16 protein-coding genes and 2 pseudogenes are annotated in these 14777 nt (G+C 53.8%); all 18 read right to left on the reverse strand.

Features of this window, described 5'->3' with window-relative positions; translation table 11 throughout:
* Nucleotides 1-179: 179 nt before the first annotated feature.
* The 18 genes and pseudogenes from INF35_RS01345 to INF35_RS01430 all read right to left on the reverse strand — a co-directional run bounded on the left by INF35_RS01345 (nucleotide 180) and on the right by INF35_RS01430 (nucleotide 14564).
* Nucleotides 180-389: a transposon-transfer assisting family protein gene (locus INF35_RS01345; protein WP_002584960.1), complete on the reverse strand. Its 210-nt coding sequence runs from the start codon at nucleotides 387-389 to the stop codon at nucleotides 180-182.
* Nucleotides 390-393: 4 nt separating this feature from the next.
* Nucleotides 394-3327 (reverse strand): annotated as a pseudogene (locus tag INF35_RS01350) (YodL domain-containing protein); the annotation flags it as partial.
* The gene (locus INF35_RS01355) at nucleotides 3225-4115 is read right to left on the reverse strand and encodes a VirB6/TrbL-like conjugal transfer protein, CD1112 family (RefSeq protein WP_268885721.1); all 891 of its coding nucleotides are present in this window, start codon (nucleotides 4113-4115) and stop codon (nucleotides 3225-3227) included. The pseudogene INF35_RS01350 and the gene INF35_RS01355, both read right to left, overlap by 103 nt.
* A gap of 73 nt (nucleotides 4116-4188) precedes the next feature.
* Nucleotides 4189-4404, reverse strand: coding sequence for a Maff2 family mobile element protein (locus INF35_RS01360; protein WP_002604482.1), 216 nt, complete (start codon nucleotides 4402-4404; stop codon nucleotides 4189-4191).
* Between the two features lie 67 nt (nucleotides 4405-4471).
* Nucleotides 4472-5311 (reverse strand): annotated as a pseudogene (locus tag INF35_RS01365) (VirD4-like conjugal transfer protein, CD1115 family); the annotation flags it as partial.
* An 87-nt stretch (nucleotides 5312-5398) separates the two neighbouring features.
* A complete protein-coding gene (locus INF35_RS01370; RefSeq protein ID WP_050006185.1) occupies nucleotides 5399-5764 on the reverse strand; it encodes a hypothetical protein in 366 nt (121 codons plus the stop codon).
* 77 nt (nucleotides 5765-5841) lie between these two features.
* Complete coding sequence (locus INF35_RS01375; RefSeq protein ID WP_430651171.1) at nucleotides 5842-6012, reverse strand: transposon-encoded TnpW family protein; 171 nt, start codon at nucleotides 6010-6012, stop codon at nucleotides 5842-5844.
* 65 nt (nucleotides 6013-6077) lie between these two features.
* Nucleotides 6078-6941 (reverse strand): ATP-binding protein, encoded by an 864-nt coding sequence (locus INF35_RS01380; protein ID WP_193499779.1) that lies wholly within the window; start codon nucleotides 6939-6941, stop codon nucleotides 6078-6080.
* Nucleotides 6938-7672: a phage replisome organizer N-terminal domain-containing protein gene (locus INF35_RS01385; RefSeq protein ID WP_087989415.1), complete on the reverse strand. Its 735-nt coding sequence runs from the start codon at nucleotides 7670-7672 to the stop codon at nucleotides 6938-6940. Before INF35_RS01385 ends, INF35_RS01380 begins: the two co-directional genes overlap by 4 nt.
* 113 nt (nucleotides 7673-7785) lie before the next feature.
* The gene (locus INF35_RS01390) at nucleotides 7786-8184 is read right to left on the reverse strand and encodes a cysteine-rich VLP domain-containing protein (protein WP_087221679.1); all 399 of its coding nucleotides are present in this window, start codon (nucleotides 8182-8184) and stop codon (nucleotides 7786-7788) included.
* A complete protein-coding gene (locus tag INF35_RS01395) occupies nucleotides 8165-8341 on the reverse strand; it encodes a hypothetical protein (RefSeq protein WP_164706778.1) in 177 nt (58 codons plus the stop codon). The genes INF35_RS01390 and INF35_RS01395 overlap by 20 nt, the downstream gene beginning before the upstream one ends.
* Before the next feature lie 98 nt (nucleotides 8342-8439).
* A complete protein-coding gene (mobQ, locus tag INF35_RS01400; protein ID WP_193499780.1) occupies nucleotides 8440-9885 on the reverse strand; it encodes a MobQ family relaxase in 1446 nt (481 codons plus the stop codon).
* Nucleotides 9886-10072: 187 nt separating this feature from the next.
* Nucleotides 10073-10369, reverse strand: coding sequence for a DUF3847 domain-containing protein (locus INF35_RS01405; protein WP_193499781.1), 297 nt, complete (start codon nucleotides 10367-10369; stop codon nucleotides 10073-10075).
* Nucleotides 10309-10848, reverse strand: a complete 540-nt coding sequence (locus INF35_RS01410) for an RNA polymerase sigma factor (RefSeq protein ID WP_087284529.1) — start codon at nucleotides 10846-10848, stop codon at nucleotides 10309-10311. Before INF35_RS01410 ends, INF35_RS01405 begins: the two co-directional genes overlap by 61 nt.
* The gene (locus INF35_RS01415) at nucleotides 10845-11306 is read right to left on the reverse strand and encodes a sigma factor-like helix-turn-helix DNA-binding protein (RefSeq protein WP_087252950.1); all 462 of its coding nucleotides are present in this window, start codon (nucleotides 11304-11306) and stop codon (nucleotides 10845-10847) included. Before INF35_RS01415 ends, INF35_RS01410 begins: the two co-directional genes overlap by 4 nt.
* 10 nt (nucleotides 11307-11316) lie before the next feature.
* Complete coding sequence (locus INF35_RS01420; RefSeq protein ID WP_087252948.1) at nucleotides 11317-11769, reverse strand: RNA polymerase subunit sigma-24; 453 nt, start codon at nucleotides 11767-11769, stop codon at nucleotides 11317-11319.
* 102 nt (nucleotides 11770-11871) lie between these two features.
* Entirely contained in the window at nucleotides 11872-12285 is a 414-nt protein-coding gene (locus INF35_RS01425; protein ID WP_087235979.1) for an RNA polymerase sigma factor, read from the reverse strand.
* 524 nt (nucleotides 12286-12809) lie between these two features.
* Entirely contained in the window at nucleotides 12810-14564 is a 1755-nt protein-coding gene (locus INF35_RS01430; RefSeq protein WP_087235981.1) for an IS1182 family transposase, read from the reverse strand.
* Between the last annotated feature and the right edge of the window lie 213 nt (nucleotides 14565-14777).

Below are 14777 nucleotides of genomic sequence, written 5' to 3' on the forward strand. Positions count from 1 at the left end.
GTGGAATGTTAAGGGCTGAAAACGCCTGTGTTTCTGCGGCTTCCAGCGCATGAAAACGACATAGACGATAAAGTATATTCAAACCCGCAAAAACGGCTTTCTAATTGTCCACGCAAGGACAAAAAAAGAACAGGGGCGCGGTGCCGGAAATCGGCAACCGCGCCCCTGTTCTCTATGGGCTATTCCTCGTCGGTCAAGATAAACTCCCTTTCGGAAAACTCGCTGTCCGTCATGGCTTGCAGCTTGTTCACCGCTGCGGCGGCAAGCTGGCGCATATCCTCGTCCATGTAGGGCATGGCGGCAAGGATATTTTCAAGCGTTGTTTCCCGGCTGTCCTCGGCGTAGATCGCAACAATGTTTTCTTCCTCAATGGTAAAGCGGGTATTCATGCTATCAAACCTCCAAATCCTTTTTATGCTCTTTCTGTTTATCTTTCGGCTGCTGCGCCGCCTGTTTCTTGTATTCGTCCAGCTTCTTCAAAATGGACGGTTTTTTCTGCGGCTGTTCCCGTTTCTCGGCTTTTACCGCTTTTGCAAGGTCGGTAACGGAAATCGCTTCCCCCGCCTTTGCCCGCTGCTCAAAATCTGCAACGGTGGGCGTTTGCGGCGTATTGTTGATAAGCCCGTCAAAATTGTTGTCGTTCTGCTCTATGGTGTCCTCGACGTGCTTTAAGGGATTATCCCGCTGCGGCTGCTCGGCGGCTATGGCATAAGCCTGTGTGCCATTCCCCATAATGAGATACTTCCCGTCCTCCGACGCATGGTGAAAACCAAATCCCGCCGCTTCGATCTGTTCACGGCTCATATCGGTAATATGAAAATTGCCCCTCGGCGTTCTAACGGTTTCACCCGTCAAAAGGCTGTCGGGGGTCGCTTCCGGCTGCTGCTTTTCAAGCTGCCCGTCCTTGTAGGAATATCCTTGCGCCGCGATTGCTTCAAGGGTCTTGCCCGTAACGTCGCCATAAATCCGCTTGTCTGCGTCAACCAGCATTTGCAAAGTGTCTTGTACGGTGTCGGACAAGGCTTGCTGCTGTTCGGGCGGCAGCTTGTCAAATACGGGGGTCTGCTGCTCCTGCAAAAACTCCGGCACTTGCTGAAAACCGATACTGTCTACATAGTGGGCGGTGTCCTCGTCGTTCTGATGAAGCACAACAATGTCGGAAACGGAAAGGCTATGCCCCTTAAAGTCGGCGGGGTGGTCGATATTAAACCTTTCCCAAATGTCGCCCAGCGTCATATCCTTTGTAAGCGGTGCAGTATAGACGAGTTCATAATTTACCCGGTCAATGGTAAGTCCAGCCGCTTGCAGACGGTCATAAGGCTCAAAGCGCAAGTCCCTTGTTTCGTCCCCGCGCTTTAACTGATAAATGGAAAAGGTATCGCCCTGCTCCTGCTCGGCTTGCCGCTGCTGCTGCAACTCGGTAAAATGCCCCTCAATCTCGGTAATGAGTTCCTTTGCGGTGGTCTGTATTGTTTCAAGGGACGCTTTTAACTCGGTCATTTCCTTGCCGCTGCTCCAACCAGCCACATAGCCGAAAGAGTAATCGGAAGTATCAAGGCCGAAATGCTGGCAAACCGTATAAGCGACGCTTTCCGCTTCTACCTCGCAGGTATGGCGGTCAACGCGGTTTTGCTGCTCCGGCGGGGCGTTTAAGTCTACGTCGTGCAGCTTCGCATGGGCGATTTCGTGAATGGCGGTCTTTACCGCCTGTAATTCACTCACGCCCTCTTTGATTGCAATACGCTTGTCGGTCAAACTGAAATACCCATTTGCGCCGTTTGTGATCTGCTCAAATGCAATCGGGACGGGGGACGCTTTTTCAAGGGCGGCGAAAAAATCCTCGTACTGCTCCACATCGGCAAGCAGCGGTTTAACGGAAAGGTCGGGAAACTCCTTGCCCTCGGTCTGCGAAATATCAAAGACGGTTATAACCTTAAAGGCGGGGACGGTGATTTCCTTTTCTTCCTTTACCACTTTTCCCTCGCGGTCAAGCATGGGCTTTCTCGTTTCGGGGTCGATTTTATCAACCAGCTTTTTCACCTTGTAGGGCGCGGGGGCAAAGATTTTAATGCCTTTCTCGCCTTTCTTTACATGGCGGTCAAACTCCTTTTCCCATTGACGGAAGCCCATTACCAAATTGCCGCCCTGCATAGCAATTAGGATAGTGTTATTCAAACTATAATCATGGAACTTTGACATAGCGGTTAGAAACTCTTTGTAGCGGTCGCTGTCAAAAATCGCCTGTACGCCCTGTTCCAAACGCGCGGTGATCTCCTTTACCTTTTCGGCGGGCTTTTCGGAAGTAAGGATAATGGGGACGACGGGGCGGGGCTGCTGCGGCTCTGCGGCCTGTGCGTCTGCTTGCTGCGTTTCGGCTGCGTCCATATAGGCTTTGTCCTGTTCGCCGCGCTCCGGCTGCGGGTAACTCATAATGCGGTATTCTTCCGGCACTTCGCGCCCCTCAAACTGCCGTTCCCACTCGTCGCCGCTTTCCACGATATAGCCGTACTCGGTAAACGCGCCTTTTTCCTGCGCGGCAGCGTTCCTGCCAAAAGTAGAAAGGTCAATGCCGCCTTTCCATTCTTCGGGCATTTGTACCATGCCGGATTGATTTAAGTAATAGTCGCCCAAATCGTGGTAGTTATGTACTTCGGGGATATGGACGTAAAAATCCACGTTGTAGGTGAAGTCAATTACCTGTCCAATATTTGCAAGCCCGTTTTTCTGCTGCAAAGCTGCGTTCAGCTTGCCAACCTCGGCGGGGTCAAGCTGTTCGAGCCGCGCCGCAAGAAAATTGAGTTCGTCCACGTCGGCGGCGCATACCATTTCATAAGGCAAGGCAATATGTTTCTCCGGGTCGTCGGAATAGCCGCGAATGGAAAAATCCTGCGGGTTGTCGGCGGTAATGCCGACGTTCCGCATAGCTTCGTGCAACTGCTCCTTTGTGGCGGGCATATCCAACCAATAGCCGCCGGGGTCGCCCGCGTCAAAGCGGCTGCGGTTGCCTATCATAATAGAAAACTGTTCGCTCATGTGTTCACGCTCCTTTTCCTGCCCGGTATTTTCGGGGATAGCTGCCGCCTGTTGCTGCTGCGGGGGTTCTTCGCCCTCTATGGTGTAGTCCGGCATGAGCATACCGTTTACTTTGAAATAGTCGGCGTACTCCTGCGGGATAGGCGGGGAGATTTCCGTAAACAAGCGGTCATACGCTTTGATACGCCCATTCAGATACTTTTCCATAGCTGCCTTGTCGGTGAAAACCTTTCTATCTTGTCCGGCAATCTTCGCTTGGGTTCTGCTTGGGCTGTTGGTGCGCACGCTCCATGTATGCAAGACCAGATCGCGCCGGATATGTCATCGGTTGCTGCGATTGTCTGTATCAAAACCGCATAAATACCGACGCACACAAGAATTAGAAAAGCCTGAAAACCGAGGGCAAGCAAGGATTTTAAGTAGTTCTGTCCCATGCCGCCCCATTCACGATTTACCATTGTCGCAACGGGGATAGGGGCGATACTCGTTACAAGGTATATTTCAATCATGCGCCCGTACACCACCAGCATGATACAGATAGACAACGCTTTCATGGTAAGCCCCACAAAGAGTGATTGAAACCATAGCCCCAAAAGCCCGCCGACGCTCATAGCGTCCAGCTTTGCTTCTATATCGGTGATAACGGTTGCAATATCTATGCTTGTGTCGGATATGATAACGCCCGCGCTGTCGTTGACGACGCTCTGTGTAATGTCAAATACGCCCATGACGATGTTCCAAGTATTTGTTACCAGCAGCACCGCAACAAAGGTTTTGAAAATCCACTTGAAGAAAATCCAAGTGTCGAGATCGTGCAGATTGTTTTTCTCAATTACAAGCTGGATTAGTTCGTAGCACATGACAAAGGTAATGATAACGCCCGCAATCGGCACAATGACGTTTTCCGATAGGCTGCGTATCATATTGAATATGCCCGCGTTCCACCCGGCGGGGGTTGTGCCGACTTGCGTTGCGATTTCTCCAACCTCTGTATTTACGCTGTCGAACAGCCCGGAGAGATTAGAGAGTATTCCGTCTGTCAAAATGCCGCGAAACCAATCTTCAATCATCTGCCATATCAAAAGCTAATCCCTCCTTTCCCGCGCCCTCCCGCGTGAAGCGGGAGAGCGCGGCGGGTAGTGTTAGTTTGTGGCATTATCCAAACAGGCCGGAGAGCAGCGGGACAAGGGTAAGGCCGATAAGGGCAACGCCGCCGCCCGCCATCAACTGTTTCATGCCCTGCGACTTCGCGCCGGGGTTATCGTTGCCGTACCCCTCCATGAGGTTAATGCCGCCCCAAATGCCAAGTCCTGCGCCAAGCGCGATTACCAAAGTCTGCAATACGTCAACTGCGCTGTTGAAAAAATCCATATAAACCTCGCTTTCTGCCGCTAAAACGGCTCAAAAAATGTTGTTGGAAATAAAAATGCCGCCGTTTTTATTCGGCGGCTGCGTCCTCGTCGGACAAATCTATTTCGTATATGTCAAAGGGTTCGTCGGGCTTTACGATTGCCGGACGGGTGGACATATACCGTTCAACGTCAAAAGCGTTTTTCTTGTCGAAGTCGGAAAGGTATTTGTAGTTCGGGTGCTGCGTTATATCGTACTTATCGCTGAAAAAGGGGCGCACGCCGCGCAACTGCAAAATACATTTTCCTCCGTCCATAACTGCGATTTCGTCCTGTGTCATCAACTCCTTTCCCAATTTCTGATAATTGAGGCCATGAGAAACCTGCGTGCCGCGATTTTCGGAAGTGTTGAAACTGTCGATTGTTTCACGTCCCAAGTTCTCCGAAATATCCTTTGCATTTTTCCCGCGCCCTCCCAAAAACAAGGTGCTGTCGGCATTGTCAAGTATGATTTCTGCCGCGTCCTTGTAAATGGCTTTTAGCTGGCTCTGCGATTGCAGAATGATAGAAGCCGAGATTTCCCGGCTGCGGATTGTGGCAATCAATTTTTCAAACTGCGGGATTTGTCCAATGTTTGCAAACTCGTCTAACAGGCAGCGAACATGAACCGGCAGCTTGCCGCCGTATTCGTCGTCGGCCTTGTCGCACAAGAGATTAAATAACTGCGATTGCAGCATAGCGATAACAAAATTAAACGTGCTGTCCGTATCGCTCATAATCAAAAACAAAGCTGTTTTTCTGTCGCCTAACGTGTCAAGTTCTAATTCGTCGTAGGACATAAGATCGCGCAATTCCTTTATATCAAAAGGAGCGAGCCTCGCACCGCAAGAAATGAGGATTGATTTTGCGGTTTTGCCCGAAACGAGTTGTCAAGGACTTTTTAATCAAATTCACAAAAAAGCCACAAAAAAAGTGCCAGGAAGCAGATTTTAGCTCCTGACACTTTGGCGGATGGGTTATTTTCTCCTGCTTAACAGTTCGTCGCAAAGGTACGCATATTCCGGCAGTTGGTCGATATAGGGTTTCCAGCGCCGCTTAATCTCGGCCAGTTCCAGCGGATCGGCGTCCTCGAAGTCATGGTCGTTTCCGGTCATTCCAAAAACATCCAGTGCTATATCATTCAAGCACTCATTACAAAGACCGGCAGCGGACTCTATCCAGTTGCCGGTGTCAATATAGACCGGGTCGATAGATATTGCCAGCCACACATAGCCGACCTTATCCGACCAAACCAAATCATAAGCGGTCATCTGCCGGATATGTTTCTCAAACACTTTGCGGACGCGCTCAATCTCATTTTTCTCTTTTTCTGTGTACAGCATTTTCATGTCCTCCTTGGCTAAAGTTTTGGTGTGTACCATCATCAGTTTAACACAAGGCGGCTGGCTTTATCAGCCGGTCACATCTGCTGTATCTCGTTTTTGAGCATACGCTTGATTTTGTCGCTCATGGTCTCGGTGCTGGTATTGCTGAAATGGACGCGCACCTTGTAGGTGGTCTTGCCGATTTTCTTTACCAGCGCGGGGGCGTCCTCCGGCGCTCTGGCGGGGGTGGTGCCTGCGGTCTGCATGGTACGGGTTTCTTTGTTCATGGCGCTCCTTTCTCCGGGCGGGGCTGCGCCGTCCGGCAAAACAATCAATCGCTCTTACGGTTTACAATGTCTTTCGCCGCCTGCTTAGTGGCCCCGGCGTTTTCCTCCCGGAAGTTCTTCCCGGCAAAGAGGATCGGGGCGCACCGTTCCAGGATACGGTCATAGATACGGGCGTGGGCCAGGTCGGGCGGGTTCTTGAGTTCGGCCAGCTTCAGGTTGGTGGTGATGATCATGGGCCTGCGGCTGCGGTAGCGGCTGTCAATGACGAAAAACATCTGCTCCATCGCATACTCGGTGCTGCGCTCCACACCCAAATCGTCAATGATGAGCAGGTCGTACTCGTCAAAGCTGGCGATAAAGTCGGCCCTGTCATCGGAGAACATCCCCGTCAGGCGGTTCAGGATGGTGGGAAAGTTTGTCATCAGCACCGGCACATCCCGGTCAAGCAGGGCGTTGGCGATACAACCGGCGAAAAAGGACTTGCCGGTTCCCACATCCCCAAACAGCAGCAGGCCAGTGTTGTTTCGGTATGCCTCCTTCCAGTTCTCTACATAGGCGCGGGCCTTGTCCATCAGAGGATTTTGGCCGTTGTCGTTGGCAAAGGTGTAGTCGTACAGATAGCGGTCTTGCAGGCCCTGGGCTTTCCGGCGCTTGATACGCTCCATGCGGCGCTGCCGTTCCTCGGCGGCCTTGCGCTGTTCCTCGGCCTCCCGCTGGCACTGGCAGATACAGCGGGGCATGAAGTAGCCTGGTTTTCCAAAGCATGGCACAACGGTCTGCCTCTGGCCGCCGCACTTCTTGCAGTGAATGAGGCCGTCTGCCGGGTCTATGTACTCGTCCCCGGCCAGCTCCACACCGGCGGCTGCCTTGTCGATCAGCGCCCGGATTTCTGCGGTAATCTCCATCATACGGTTTCATCCTCCTTTACGCTGTAATCCCGGTTGCGGGTGGGCGGGGCTGCTTTCTTCGCGTCCTCACCGGCCCAGCGCCGGATGGTGGCGGCATGGCTCTGATACCGCTTGCCGGTAGAAGCCATATACTCGGACAGCTTTTCGATGTACTGGCCCCATACGGTGGGAAAGCTGGCCTGCAAGTCTGCCAGTTCCTCGTCCGTCAGGAAAACATTCTGGTAACGGCCATAGGCGCGGGCGGGGCGTCCCTTCTCTATCTCTCTCTTTATCTCTATCTCTTTCTCTAACTCTATCTCTATCTCTGGTGGACGAATGTCGGACAAATGTCCGCCGTTTGTCCGAGGCGCGGAAAGAGCCTTGTTTTGAAGCCTCGCTGCCCGCTTTCGCTCGGCCTCGGTGGAGGACTGGCCGATCAGCAGTTCGATATTGCTCATGTAGAAGGTGCCGCTGTCCAGCACTTCCACAAGGCCCAGCTTCAGGAAGATTTGCAAGGCCCTCTCCACAGTGCCAATCTGCTGGCGGGTGATGGTGGCGATCATCTGCGCCGTGTAGGGGATATTCTCGTCAAGCTGGAGCCGCCCGCCGTGTTTCAGGGATTTCAGATACAGCTTGAGCAGGATGTTGGAGTACAGAACACCGTCCTGCATACTTTCCAGCAGCACGATGGAGTCATCGTCAAAATAGTTCTCTTTGAGTTTCAGGTAGTAATATTTTCGATTGTCTGACATGGGTTCCTCCTTGGGGTTCGTTTTGGGCTTCTGTACGCATTTAGAGGGCCGTTTTGGGGGTCAGAGGATAAATGTATCAGGCCCCTGCCGACACCCTCGAAAAAGTCCTTGATTTACAAGGGGTTTTCGGCCCCTAAAGCGTGACACTTAGCCCTCTGTTTGCGCTTGCGCTGGGCGGCCTTGATACGCTTCATGCGTCCGGCACATTCCGGGCAGTATTTGGCCCGGTTGGAGCCGGGGGTGAACAGCGCACCACAGACAGCGCACCGTTTGGCGTCCAGGCGGTGGAACAGGGCTGTTTCCAGCTCTCTGTCCAGCGGCAGCACCGCCGCCCGGAACCACCGGCACAGCAGGGAGTAGGAAATGGACTGGACACAGACACATTCCTCCCCATCGTCCAGCGCGATACAGTTGCCGCCGTCATAGTTGCAGCACTCATGTACCAGCCGCCGCGCTCTGCGGTACTGGCGGTAGTCCATGACGGGGATGGGTTCAGGCTTGCTTTTCTTCATGCTGGCACTTCCTGCACCCGCCGCAGTTACCGCATCCCTGGCAGGCATGGGCCTCCGGCTCCGGGCCGGTGGGCGCGTCTGCCGGTTCCGGCTGCAAGAGGGCAAGGGGCAGGCGGATATTCAGGTGGACAGTGACGGGTAAAATAATCTGCTTCATAAGGCAATCTCCTTCCATGAGTGAATGTTGACAATTCTGTGCAAAGGTGTGTCGTGAAACGCGACGCACCGCAAGGGGTCGGCAAAACACCGTACCCTTTACCGCTCCGGCCCCCGGTCGCGGGGCTTGTCCCGTTCCTGGCGGGCCAGTTGGTCGGCGGCCTTGCGGAGCCGTTCCACGGCTTTCAGTTCCTCCCGCATGGCCTTCATGTCGATGCTGTCCACCTGCTTCTGGGCGGTCAGCAGGTCGATCTCGCGCCGCCATTCCTTCGGGGAAAGTTCCTCGCCGCTGGCTTTCAGTTCCTTCAGATACCGGTCTGCCGCGTCATAGAGGATCAGCTCCCGGCTGTGGCGCTGCTCGAACAGCTCCCGCTTTTCCGGCTTCATCCTGGCAAGCTGTTTATGAATGGCCTTGTACTCGTTGTACTGCGCCCACATCTCCCCGCGCTCGGTGAGGACAGCGATCCGGCGCTCGGCCTTGACGATCTCTCGCCGCAGGTCATAGTAGCGGGTGTTCATACCGGCAATTTTTTCATGGAGCTGCTGCATGGATTGGATGCCGTTGGCGTTCAGAAAATTGAACAGGGCGGCGCTCTCCTGCAATGCCCGGATTTTTCCGGTACGGGTGTCAGGCCGCTTGAGCTGCTGCTGGGCCTCCCACAAGTCCATCATGCTGGGCTGCTGACCCTCCGGCTTTTCGGCCTCGGCCTTCGACCAGTTGTAAAGGCGGGTAATGCGGGCCTTGATTTCTTTCAGCAGCTTATTGTCAGCGGCGATCTGCCGGTTGACTTCTCCCTTGTCGGTGCGGATGCCGCGCTTCTCCATCTGGCTGGCTGCTGGCCCCAGGTGGACAGAGGGGATTTTATCAATGCCCCGGCGCTTGTAGCTGCGGTGGTCTACCAGGGCAGGCTGACCGGCGGCCTCCAATGCCCGGTTGGTATAAGCCGCCCATGCCGCCCGCCAAATCTCCACATTCCCTTTGTCGTTCCAGTCGGTGGTGTCCTCCCGGTGGTTTTTCCAGCCGCCTTTCCCATCCGGGATACGCTGGCCGTTCTCGTCCAGGTCGTATGCCTTGCGGCACTTTGCGCCCCATGCGCCATTTTCTTTCAGGGGCCGGACGGTCAGCATGATATGAACATGGGGGTTGCCGGTTCCCTTGTCATGGATGGCAAAGTCGGCGCACATCCCCTTGTCCACAAAGTTGTCCTTCACATAGGCCCGTACAAGGGCAAGCTGCTGTTCTCTGGTAAGCTCGCGGGGGAGGGCCGCTTCAATCTCGCGGGCAAGCTGGCTGTCCCTGGCTTTCTCGATCTGCTCCACACTGTTCCAGAGGGTGGAGCGGTCTGCAAACTCCGGCGGGGCGTGGGCGGGCAGCATGATTTCCGCATGGACAACGCCGCCCTTCCGGGTGTAATCATGGGTCAGGCCGTCCCATTCATTTGTCAGTTTGGCTCCGCTTCGGTAGGCAGCTGCGGCAACAGCGGAACGGCCCTCGCTGCGCTTGATGATACTGACGGGGATATGGCAAAAATCTATGGGTGGCACCTCCTTTCGGCGGGGATATTTCAGGCTCCGTGGAGCCGAACAGACGCGAAGCGGGTGTTTGGCTGCGCGGGGCGCACAAGGGGTTTGGGGAGTGTAGCTCCCCATCGCGGACGAAGTACGCAACAGCCCCCGGCAGGGCGCACGACACCGGCAACGGTGTATAAGTGCGCCCTTGTAAACAAGGGACTTACGGCTTGTCCCCGGATTTCGGCAGTTTTGCGGCCAGTTCCGCCGCCCCCGGAAGATGGGACAGGGCAATCAGGAACGCCTTGACCTCTGCGCCGGGAAGGTCGGGGGCCAGAGGGAAAATGCCCTCCAAAATAGCCCCGCGTTCAATCAGGCGGCGGGTGCGGGCCTTGCGTTCCTCGTTGCGCTGCTTGTTCTCCAAAATCTTCTGGCGGTTCTCAAGCTGCCGGATCTCCTTCAGGACTTCTTCGCGCTCGTCTTTTTTCTGTTTCGCTTGGGCGGTGCTGTCTTTGTGCATATCGCTTTCTCCTTTGGCGGCTTCATCCAGCCGCGCTTGATATAATATTTCTGTAACTTGATAATGGCGTTGCGAACCGTGACAATGGCAGCCGATGTGGTAAAGCCTTCGGCCTCGGCAATCTCCTTAAACTGCTTGCCCTCCCAAAACCGGGCATGAAGGCAGCTTGCCTGCCGGGGCGTCAATGTGGCAAGGGCCTCCCGGAGCCGTTCCATCATCAGGGCGCGGGCGGCCTCCTGTTCCCGTTCCGTTTCCTTCTCCACCAGAATATCCTCCGGGGAAACGGCCTGCTCCGGGAAATGGTGTTCCATGCCGGGGGATGCGTCCAGAGAATAACAGTGATAATGCTGCTTGGCGTCATTGGCGTCCTCTGCGCGGCTTTCCTCCACAATGGCGTCTGCAACCTCGTCCGGCAGTTCTATGAAGGTGTCCGTTTCGTAGAGGGGATAATAATACTTTTTCAGGTTGATGGTTTTCATAGGCCTCTTGTCCATTTCCGGCGTATGAAGTACCGGCGCAGCCGCCGGAGCGCCGCATGGATGGACTTCCCCGCCTGGGATGGAGTGATACCCTCCATCGCGGCAATGTCCTTTACTTTCATCCCCAGCATATACCGGGCATGGACGCGGCGGGCCTGCGCTGGTGGCAAAGAGGAAAGGGCCTCATAGAGCCGCCGGAGCAGTTCGGCATATTCGGCTTGTGCCTCCTTTTCCATCAGGCAATCCTCCGGCGATGGCTGCGCCCAGCCGATGGCGGCCTTCTCGATCCCGTCGTCACAGTCAAGGGAGTAAAACGCCTTGTAGCGGTACATCTTACGCTCCCTGGCGGCCTCGGCCCGCTTGTCCAGCAGGAACGCCTCGGCGATTTCATCCGACACCTCCACAAAGGTGTCCTCGGTACAGAACGGGTAATATTGCTTGAGGTTGATCGTCTGCATAGGCCCGCCCTCACTCTGACGGAAAAAGGCCGTCATAGCAACGGCGCATATTCCGCAGGCCCCGCCGGATGGCAACGCTGACCTTGCTGCTGTGTACGCCCTCCATCCGGGCAATTTCCGGCTGGTTGATACCGACGATGTAGTAGGCCCGGACGCGGCGGGCCTGTGTGGGGGTGGCATGGGCCAGGGCCTCCGGCAAGGCGGCCAGCAGACGCAGATGGGCGGCCCGTTCCTCGCGCTCCAAAAAGATTTCCTCCGGCGATCTGCCGTGTTCCAGCGCATAGTTCTCCGCCCAGCTATATGCGTCCAGGGAGTACCAGGCGCGGTGGTAGACCTTCCGGCGCTCATAGTTGTTCATCTCGCGCTGGGCCTGCCGCATGGCCTCCCAGACCTCGTCGCTGACCTCTACAAACTCGTCGTGCTGGTAGTGGGGATAAATCCACCGCAGATTGATTGTTTTCATAGGCTTACCTCCTGAAAATGGGAGAGGCGGGCAGCTTGTCCGCTGTCCGCCTCCCCTGGGATAAGGGAAACAATCCCTTTCACTTGGTAGCCCGAAAACAGGTCATTCGTTAAGCCTGTTTTCAAAGAATTTTATAAATTTTTTTCTGACTGCCTCCACACTCTGATACACGGCCACTTTGGAGCAGCCGCACACCGTCCCGATCTCCGCAAGGGTCAGCCCGTCCAGGGCATAGAGCAGGAACCGGCGGCGCTGGGCCTCGGTGCAGGTGTCCAGGACGGCCGTCAGCTCGCCCAGCGTTTCCTTGCGGCACAGGTAATCCTCCGGCGTTTCGCCGTAGATACCCACGCCCTCGGTGGCAACTATGTATTCGTCAAACTCCCGGCCATCCCAGTGCCGCCGCTGCTCATGGGACAGGTTTTCGGCTTTGTGGTCGGCCCGGTCAAGAAATTCATAGACTTCCAGCGTGACCTCTACGGCCACAGCTTGTCCGTTGTAATGGATGGTGACTTCCATCTGCCTTTCCTCCGTTCAGATTTTTTGCGGGAAAATCTGAACGGGGCGGCGGGGAGCGGCACCGGGGACAGGATTCGGGCCATGCTGACCCGATGTTCAAGCCCCATAAATATGAAAAAACGCCCGGACAGCATGAAGCTATTCGAGCGCAAAAACTCCAATATTCACTTACAGAATGACAATTTTCGCACCGGCTGCCAGACGGGGCCTGTTCGGTGGTTGGGCTTTTTTTGACGGTAGCGCAAATATCGTCTGAATTTGTCGGCAGTCAGTGTGCTTCATGGCGGCTCCCTCCTAAAGCCGCCGTGTTGGCGTATGGGCGTCACTCCTTTATTGAGGGCATAAAAGAAGGGGCTGTCGGTTAATACCGATTTTTAGCCCCTGATATGCGGGAAAGAGACACTTCCACAAAATTCAGGCTTTTTCAGGTCTGAATTCACTGTGAGGGTGTCTCTTCCTTTTTTCACTGCCCTGTTTTTGGGCGCAAAAACCCCTTGTTTGGACTTTTTGAAGCGCTCCATCAGCTAAGCTGCTTTCTGCCCCTTTTTCCCTTCATATTTTTCGATTTCATGTTGTAAAAACCGGTGGTATTTCATGATATTCCTGCCCATCGCATACAGCATGAATTCTTTATATACTTTCTCCTCTGACCGGTAGTTAAAACGACGGAAGTTTTCATTTTCCTTGATATCTCCAAAGTGGCCCTCCGTCTGGATCGAACGGGTCTGACGTTTCAGGATCCCTTCCTCGCTCTGGATATTCGCATGGGACTCTTCCTTCAGTTCTTCCCACCGTTCGTTGACCTTCACGATTTTATTCCGATCAGGATTCTTTTCCGCATTGTATTTATATAGACATTTGGATTTATGCTCACAGCCGCTGCAGTCTTCACAGCCATATACCTCTATCGTCTGCGTATAGCCGTCCTGCTCTTTGCTTTCTGTCCGGATATGGTGCAGTTCCCTTCCATCATGGCAGATATAATAATGCTCATCTTCAAAGACGGCGTATGTCATGTTGTAATACTTCCCAATGTCTTCTTTGTATGCCCGTGTCTTCCTCTTCTCATGGTCCTGCAGCTTGATATAGCTCCGGATCCCGTTCTCTTTCAGATACACCAGGTTCTTTTCGCAGCAGTATCCGCTGTCGGCAGTTACTGCCTCCAGTGTGTCTCCAAACGCTTTCCTGTGCTTTTCCAGGACGGGGACCAGCGTATTGTAGTCTGTCCGGTCATTGCTGACATATCCGTGGACAATAAAGTAATTCTCTACCGCGATCTGGACGTTATATGCCGGTTTTAACTGCCCATTCAGCATATGGTCTTCTTTCATCCGCATAAACGTTGCTTCCAGATCCGTCTTCGAATAGCTGTTCCGGTCTTTCCCCATGATCTCAAAGCATTTCTTATACTCCATCAGGCGCCTGCCGCATTCTTCCAGTTCCTCGTAGAGTTTCTGGATTTCCGGCTTATGCTTCCCTTTTCCGAAAACGAATCCGATCCCTTCCCCTTCTGCGATCCGCACCAGGTTCTTCTGCAGCTTCAGGATCTCAAGAGGGGAACAGGAATCAATCTCAAGGATCGTGTTATTGGAGATCTTCTTATGCTTTGTCAGTTTCCGCTTCCTGTTTTCTTCGATAACTTTCCGGACTTTGTCCATCCCCTCGATCACGAACATATGGGCATCCCCAAGATCGTATTTGGGGCCATAGCCGTTCTCAAGCAGGAAGGCATTGTACTTTGCATAAAGGGCATCGATGGTGTCCAGCAGGCCGGCAAGGTGATAGTTGATGCTGCCCCGCCAGACAAAGGTGTACCGGTTTGCGTTCGCTTCGATTTTGGTCCCATCAATGTAAAGTTCTTTCAGCGTAATAAGGCCTTCCTTCTCCAGGCGGCGCATGAACTGGTAATTCAGATCGTCCAGGACTTCCTCCGTCAGCTTTTTTCCTTTAAAATCGTAAAAAGCATCCCTCTGGGGCTTCTGCCCTTTGGTCAGCCAGATAAAAGCAAGGTCTCTCCGGCATAAATCTACAATACGGTCAACAGCCCTGACCCCGCGCATGTTTGCGTAGGTAACAACAGCATACAGCATGATTGGATTATACCCGGTTCTTCCCTTATCCGAATAGCAGGCCAGCAGGCCTGAAAAATCTAATTCCTCCATCACTTTTTTCAGGGTATAGACTGGATCGTCGTCGGGTAGCCTCAATTCGAAGAAACTGAAGTTAATTTTCTGTTGCCCAATTTCAAAAAAGTCATTATAATAATCTTTGGTTAGCATAGTTCCATTATAACATGGAACGGGGAGAAAGATGGCTGTCGTTAGTCATCTTTTTCTCTTTTTTGAGGATAAATTTCAGGGGCAGGCGTGACTCGCATGAGTCACACCTGCCCCTGTTTGGAACTATCTATTTCCCGACAGCCCCCTGGTCGTATGGGCGTGTCAAAGGGCTGCTGAACGACGGCTTTTTTTCTTTTGCCGTCGCCCGACAGA

The organism is Gemmiger gallinarum, from assembly GCF_014982805.1.
Classification (GTDB): domain Bacteria; phylum Bacillota; class Clostridia; order Oscillospirales; family Ruminococcaceae; genus Gemmiger; species Gemmiger gallinarum.

Excerpts from the sequence above, each read along its gene's own strand:
- INF35_RS01405 (WP_193499781.1), bottom strand. The coding sequence starts at position 10,369 with ATGCACAAAGACAGCACCGCCCAAGCGAAACAGAAAAAAGACGAGCGC.
- INF35_RS01385 (WP_087989415.1), bottom strand. The coding sequence starts at position 7,672 with ATGTCAGACAATCGAAAATATTACTACCTGAAACTCAAAGAGAACTAT.
- INF35_RS01430 (WP_087235981.1), bottom strand. The coding sequence starts at position 14,564 with ATGCTAACCAAAGATTATTATAATGACTTTTTTGAAATTGGGCAACAG.
- INF35_RS01395 (WP_164706778.1), bottom strand. The coding sequence starts at position 8,341 with ATGAAGCAGATTATTTTACCCGTCACTGTCCACCTGAATATCCGCCTG.
- INF35_RS01360 (WP_002604482.1), bottom strand. The coding sequence starts at position 4,404 with ATGGATTTTTTCAACAGCGCAGTTGACGTATTGCAGACTTTGGTAATC.
- INF35_RS01425 (WP_087235979.1), bottom strand. The coding sequence starts at position 12,285 with ATGGAAGTCACCATCCATTACAACGGACAAGCTGTGGCCGTAGAGGTC.
- INF35_RS01345 (WP_002584960.1), bottom strand. The coding sequence starts at position 389 with ATGAATACCCGCTTTACCATTGAGGAAGAAAACATTGTTGCGATCTAC.
- INF35_RS01415 (WP_087252950.1), bottom strand. The coding sequence starts at position 11,306 with ATGCAGACGATCAACCTCAAGCAATATTACCCGTTCTGTACCGAGGAC.
- INF35_RS01420 (WP_087252948.1), bottom strand. The coding sequence starts at position 11,769 with ATGAAAACAATCAATCTGCGGTGGATTTATCCCCACTACCAGCACGAC.
- INF35_RS01410 (WP_087284529.1), bottom strand. The coding sequence starts at position 10,848 with ATGAAAACCATCAACCTGAAAAAGTATTATTATCCCCTCTACGAAACG.
- INF35_RS01390 (WP_087221679.1), bottom strand. The coding sequence starts at position 8,184 with ATGAAGAAAAGCAAGCCTGAACCCATCCCCGTCATGGACTACCGCCAG.
- INF35_RS01380 (WP_193499779.1), bottom strand. The coding sequence starts at position 6,941 with ATGATGGAGATTACCGCAGAAATCCGGGCGCTGATCGACAAGGCAGCC.
- INF35_RS01370 (WP_050006185.1), bottom strand. The coding sequence starts at position 5,764 with ATGCTGTACACAGAAAAAGAGAAAAATGAGATTGAGCGCGTCCGCAAA.
- INF35_RS01375 (WP_430651171.1), bottom strand. The coding sequence starts at position 6,012 with ATGCAGACCGCAGGCACCACCCCCGCCAGAGCGCCGGAGGACGCCCCC.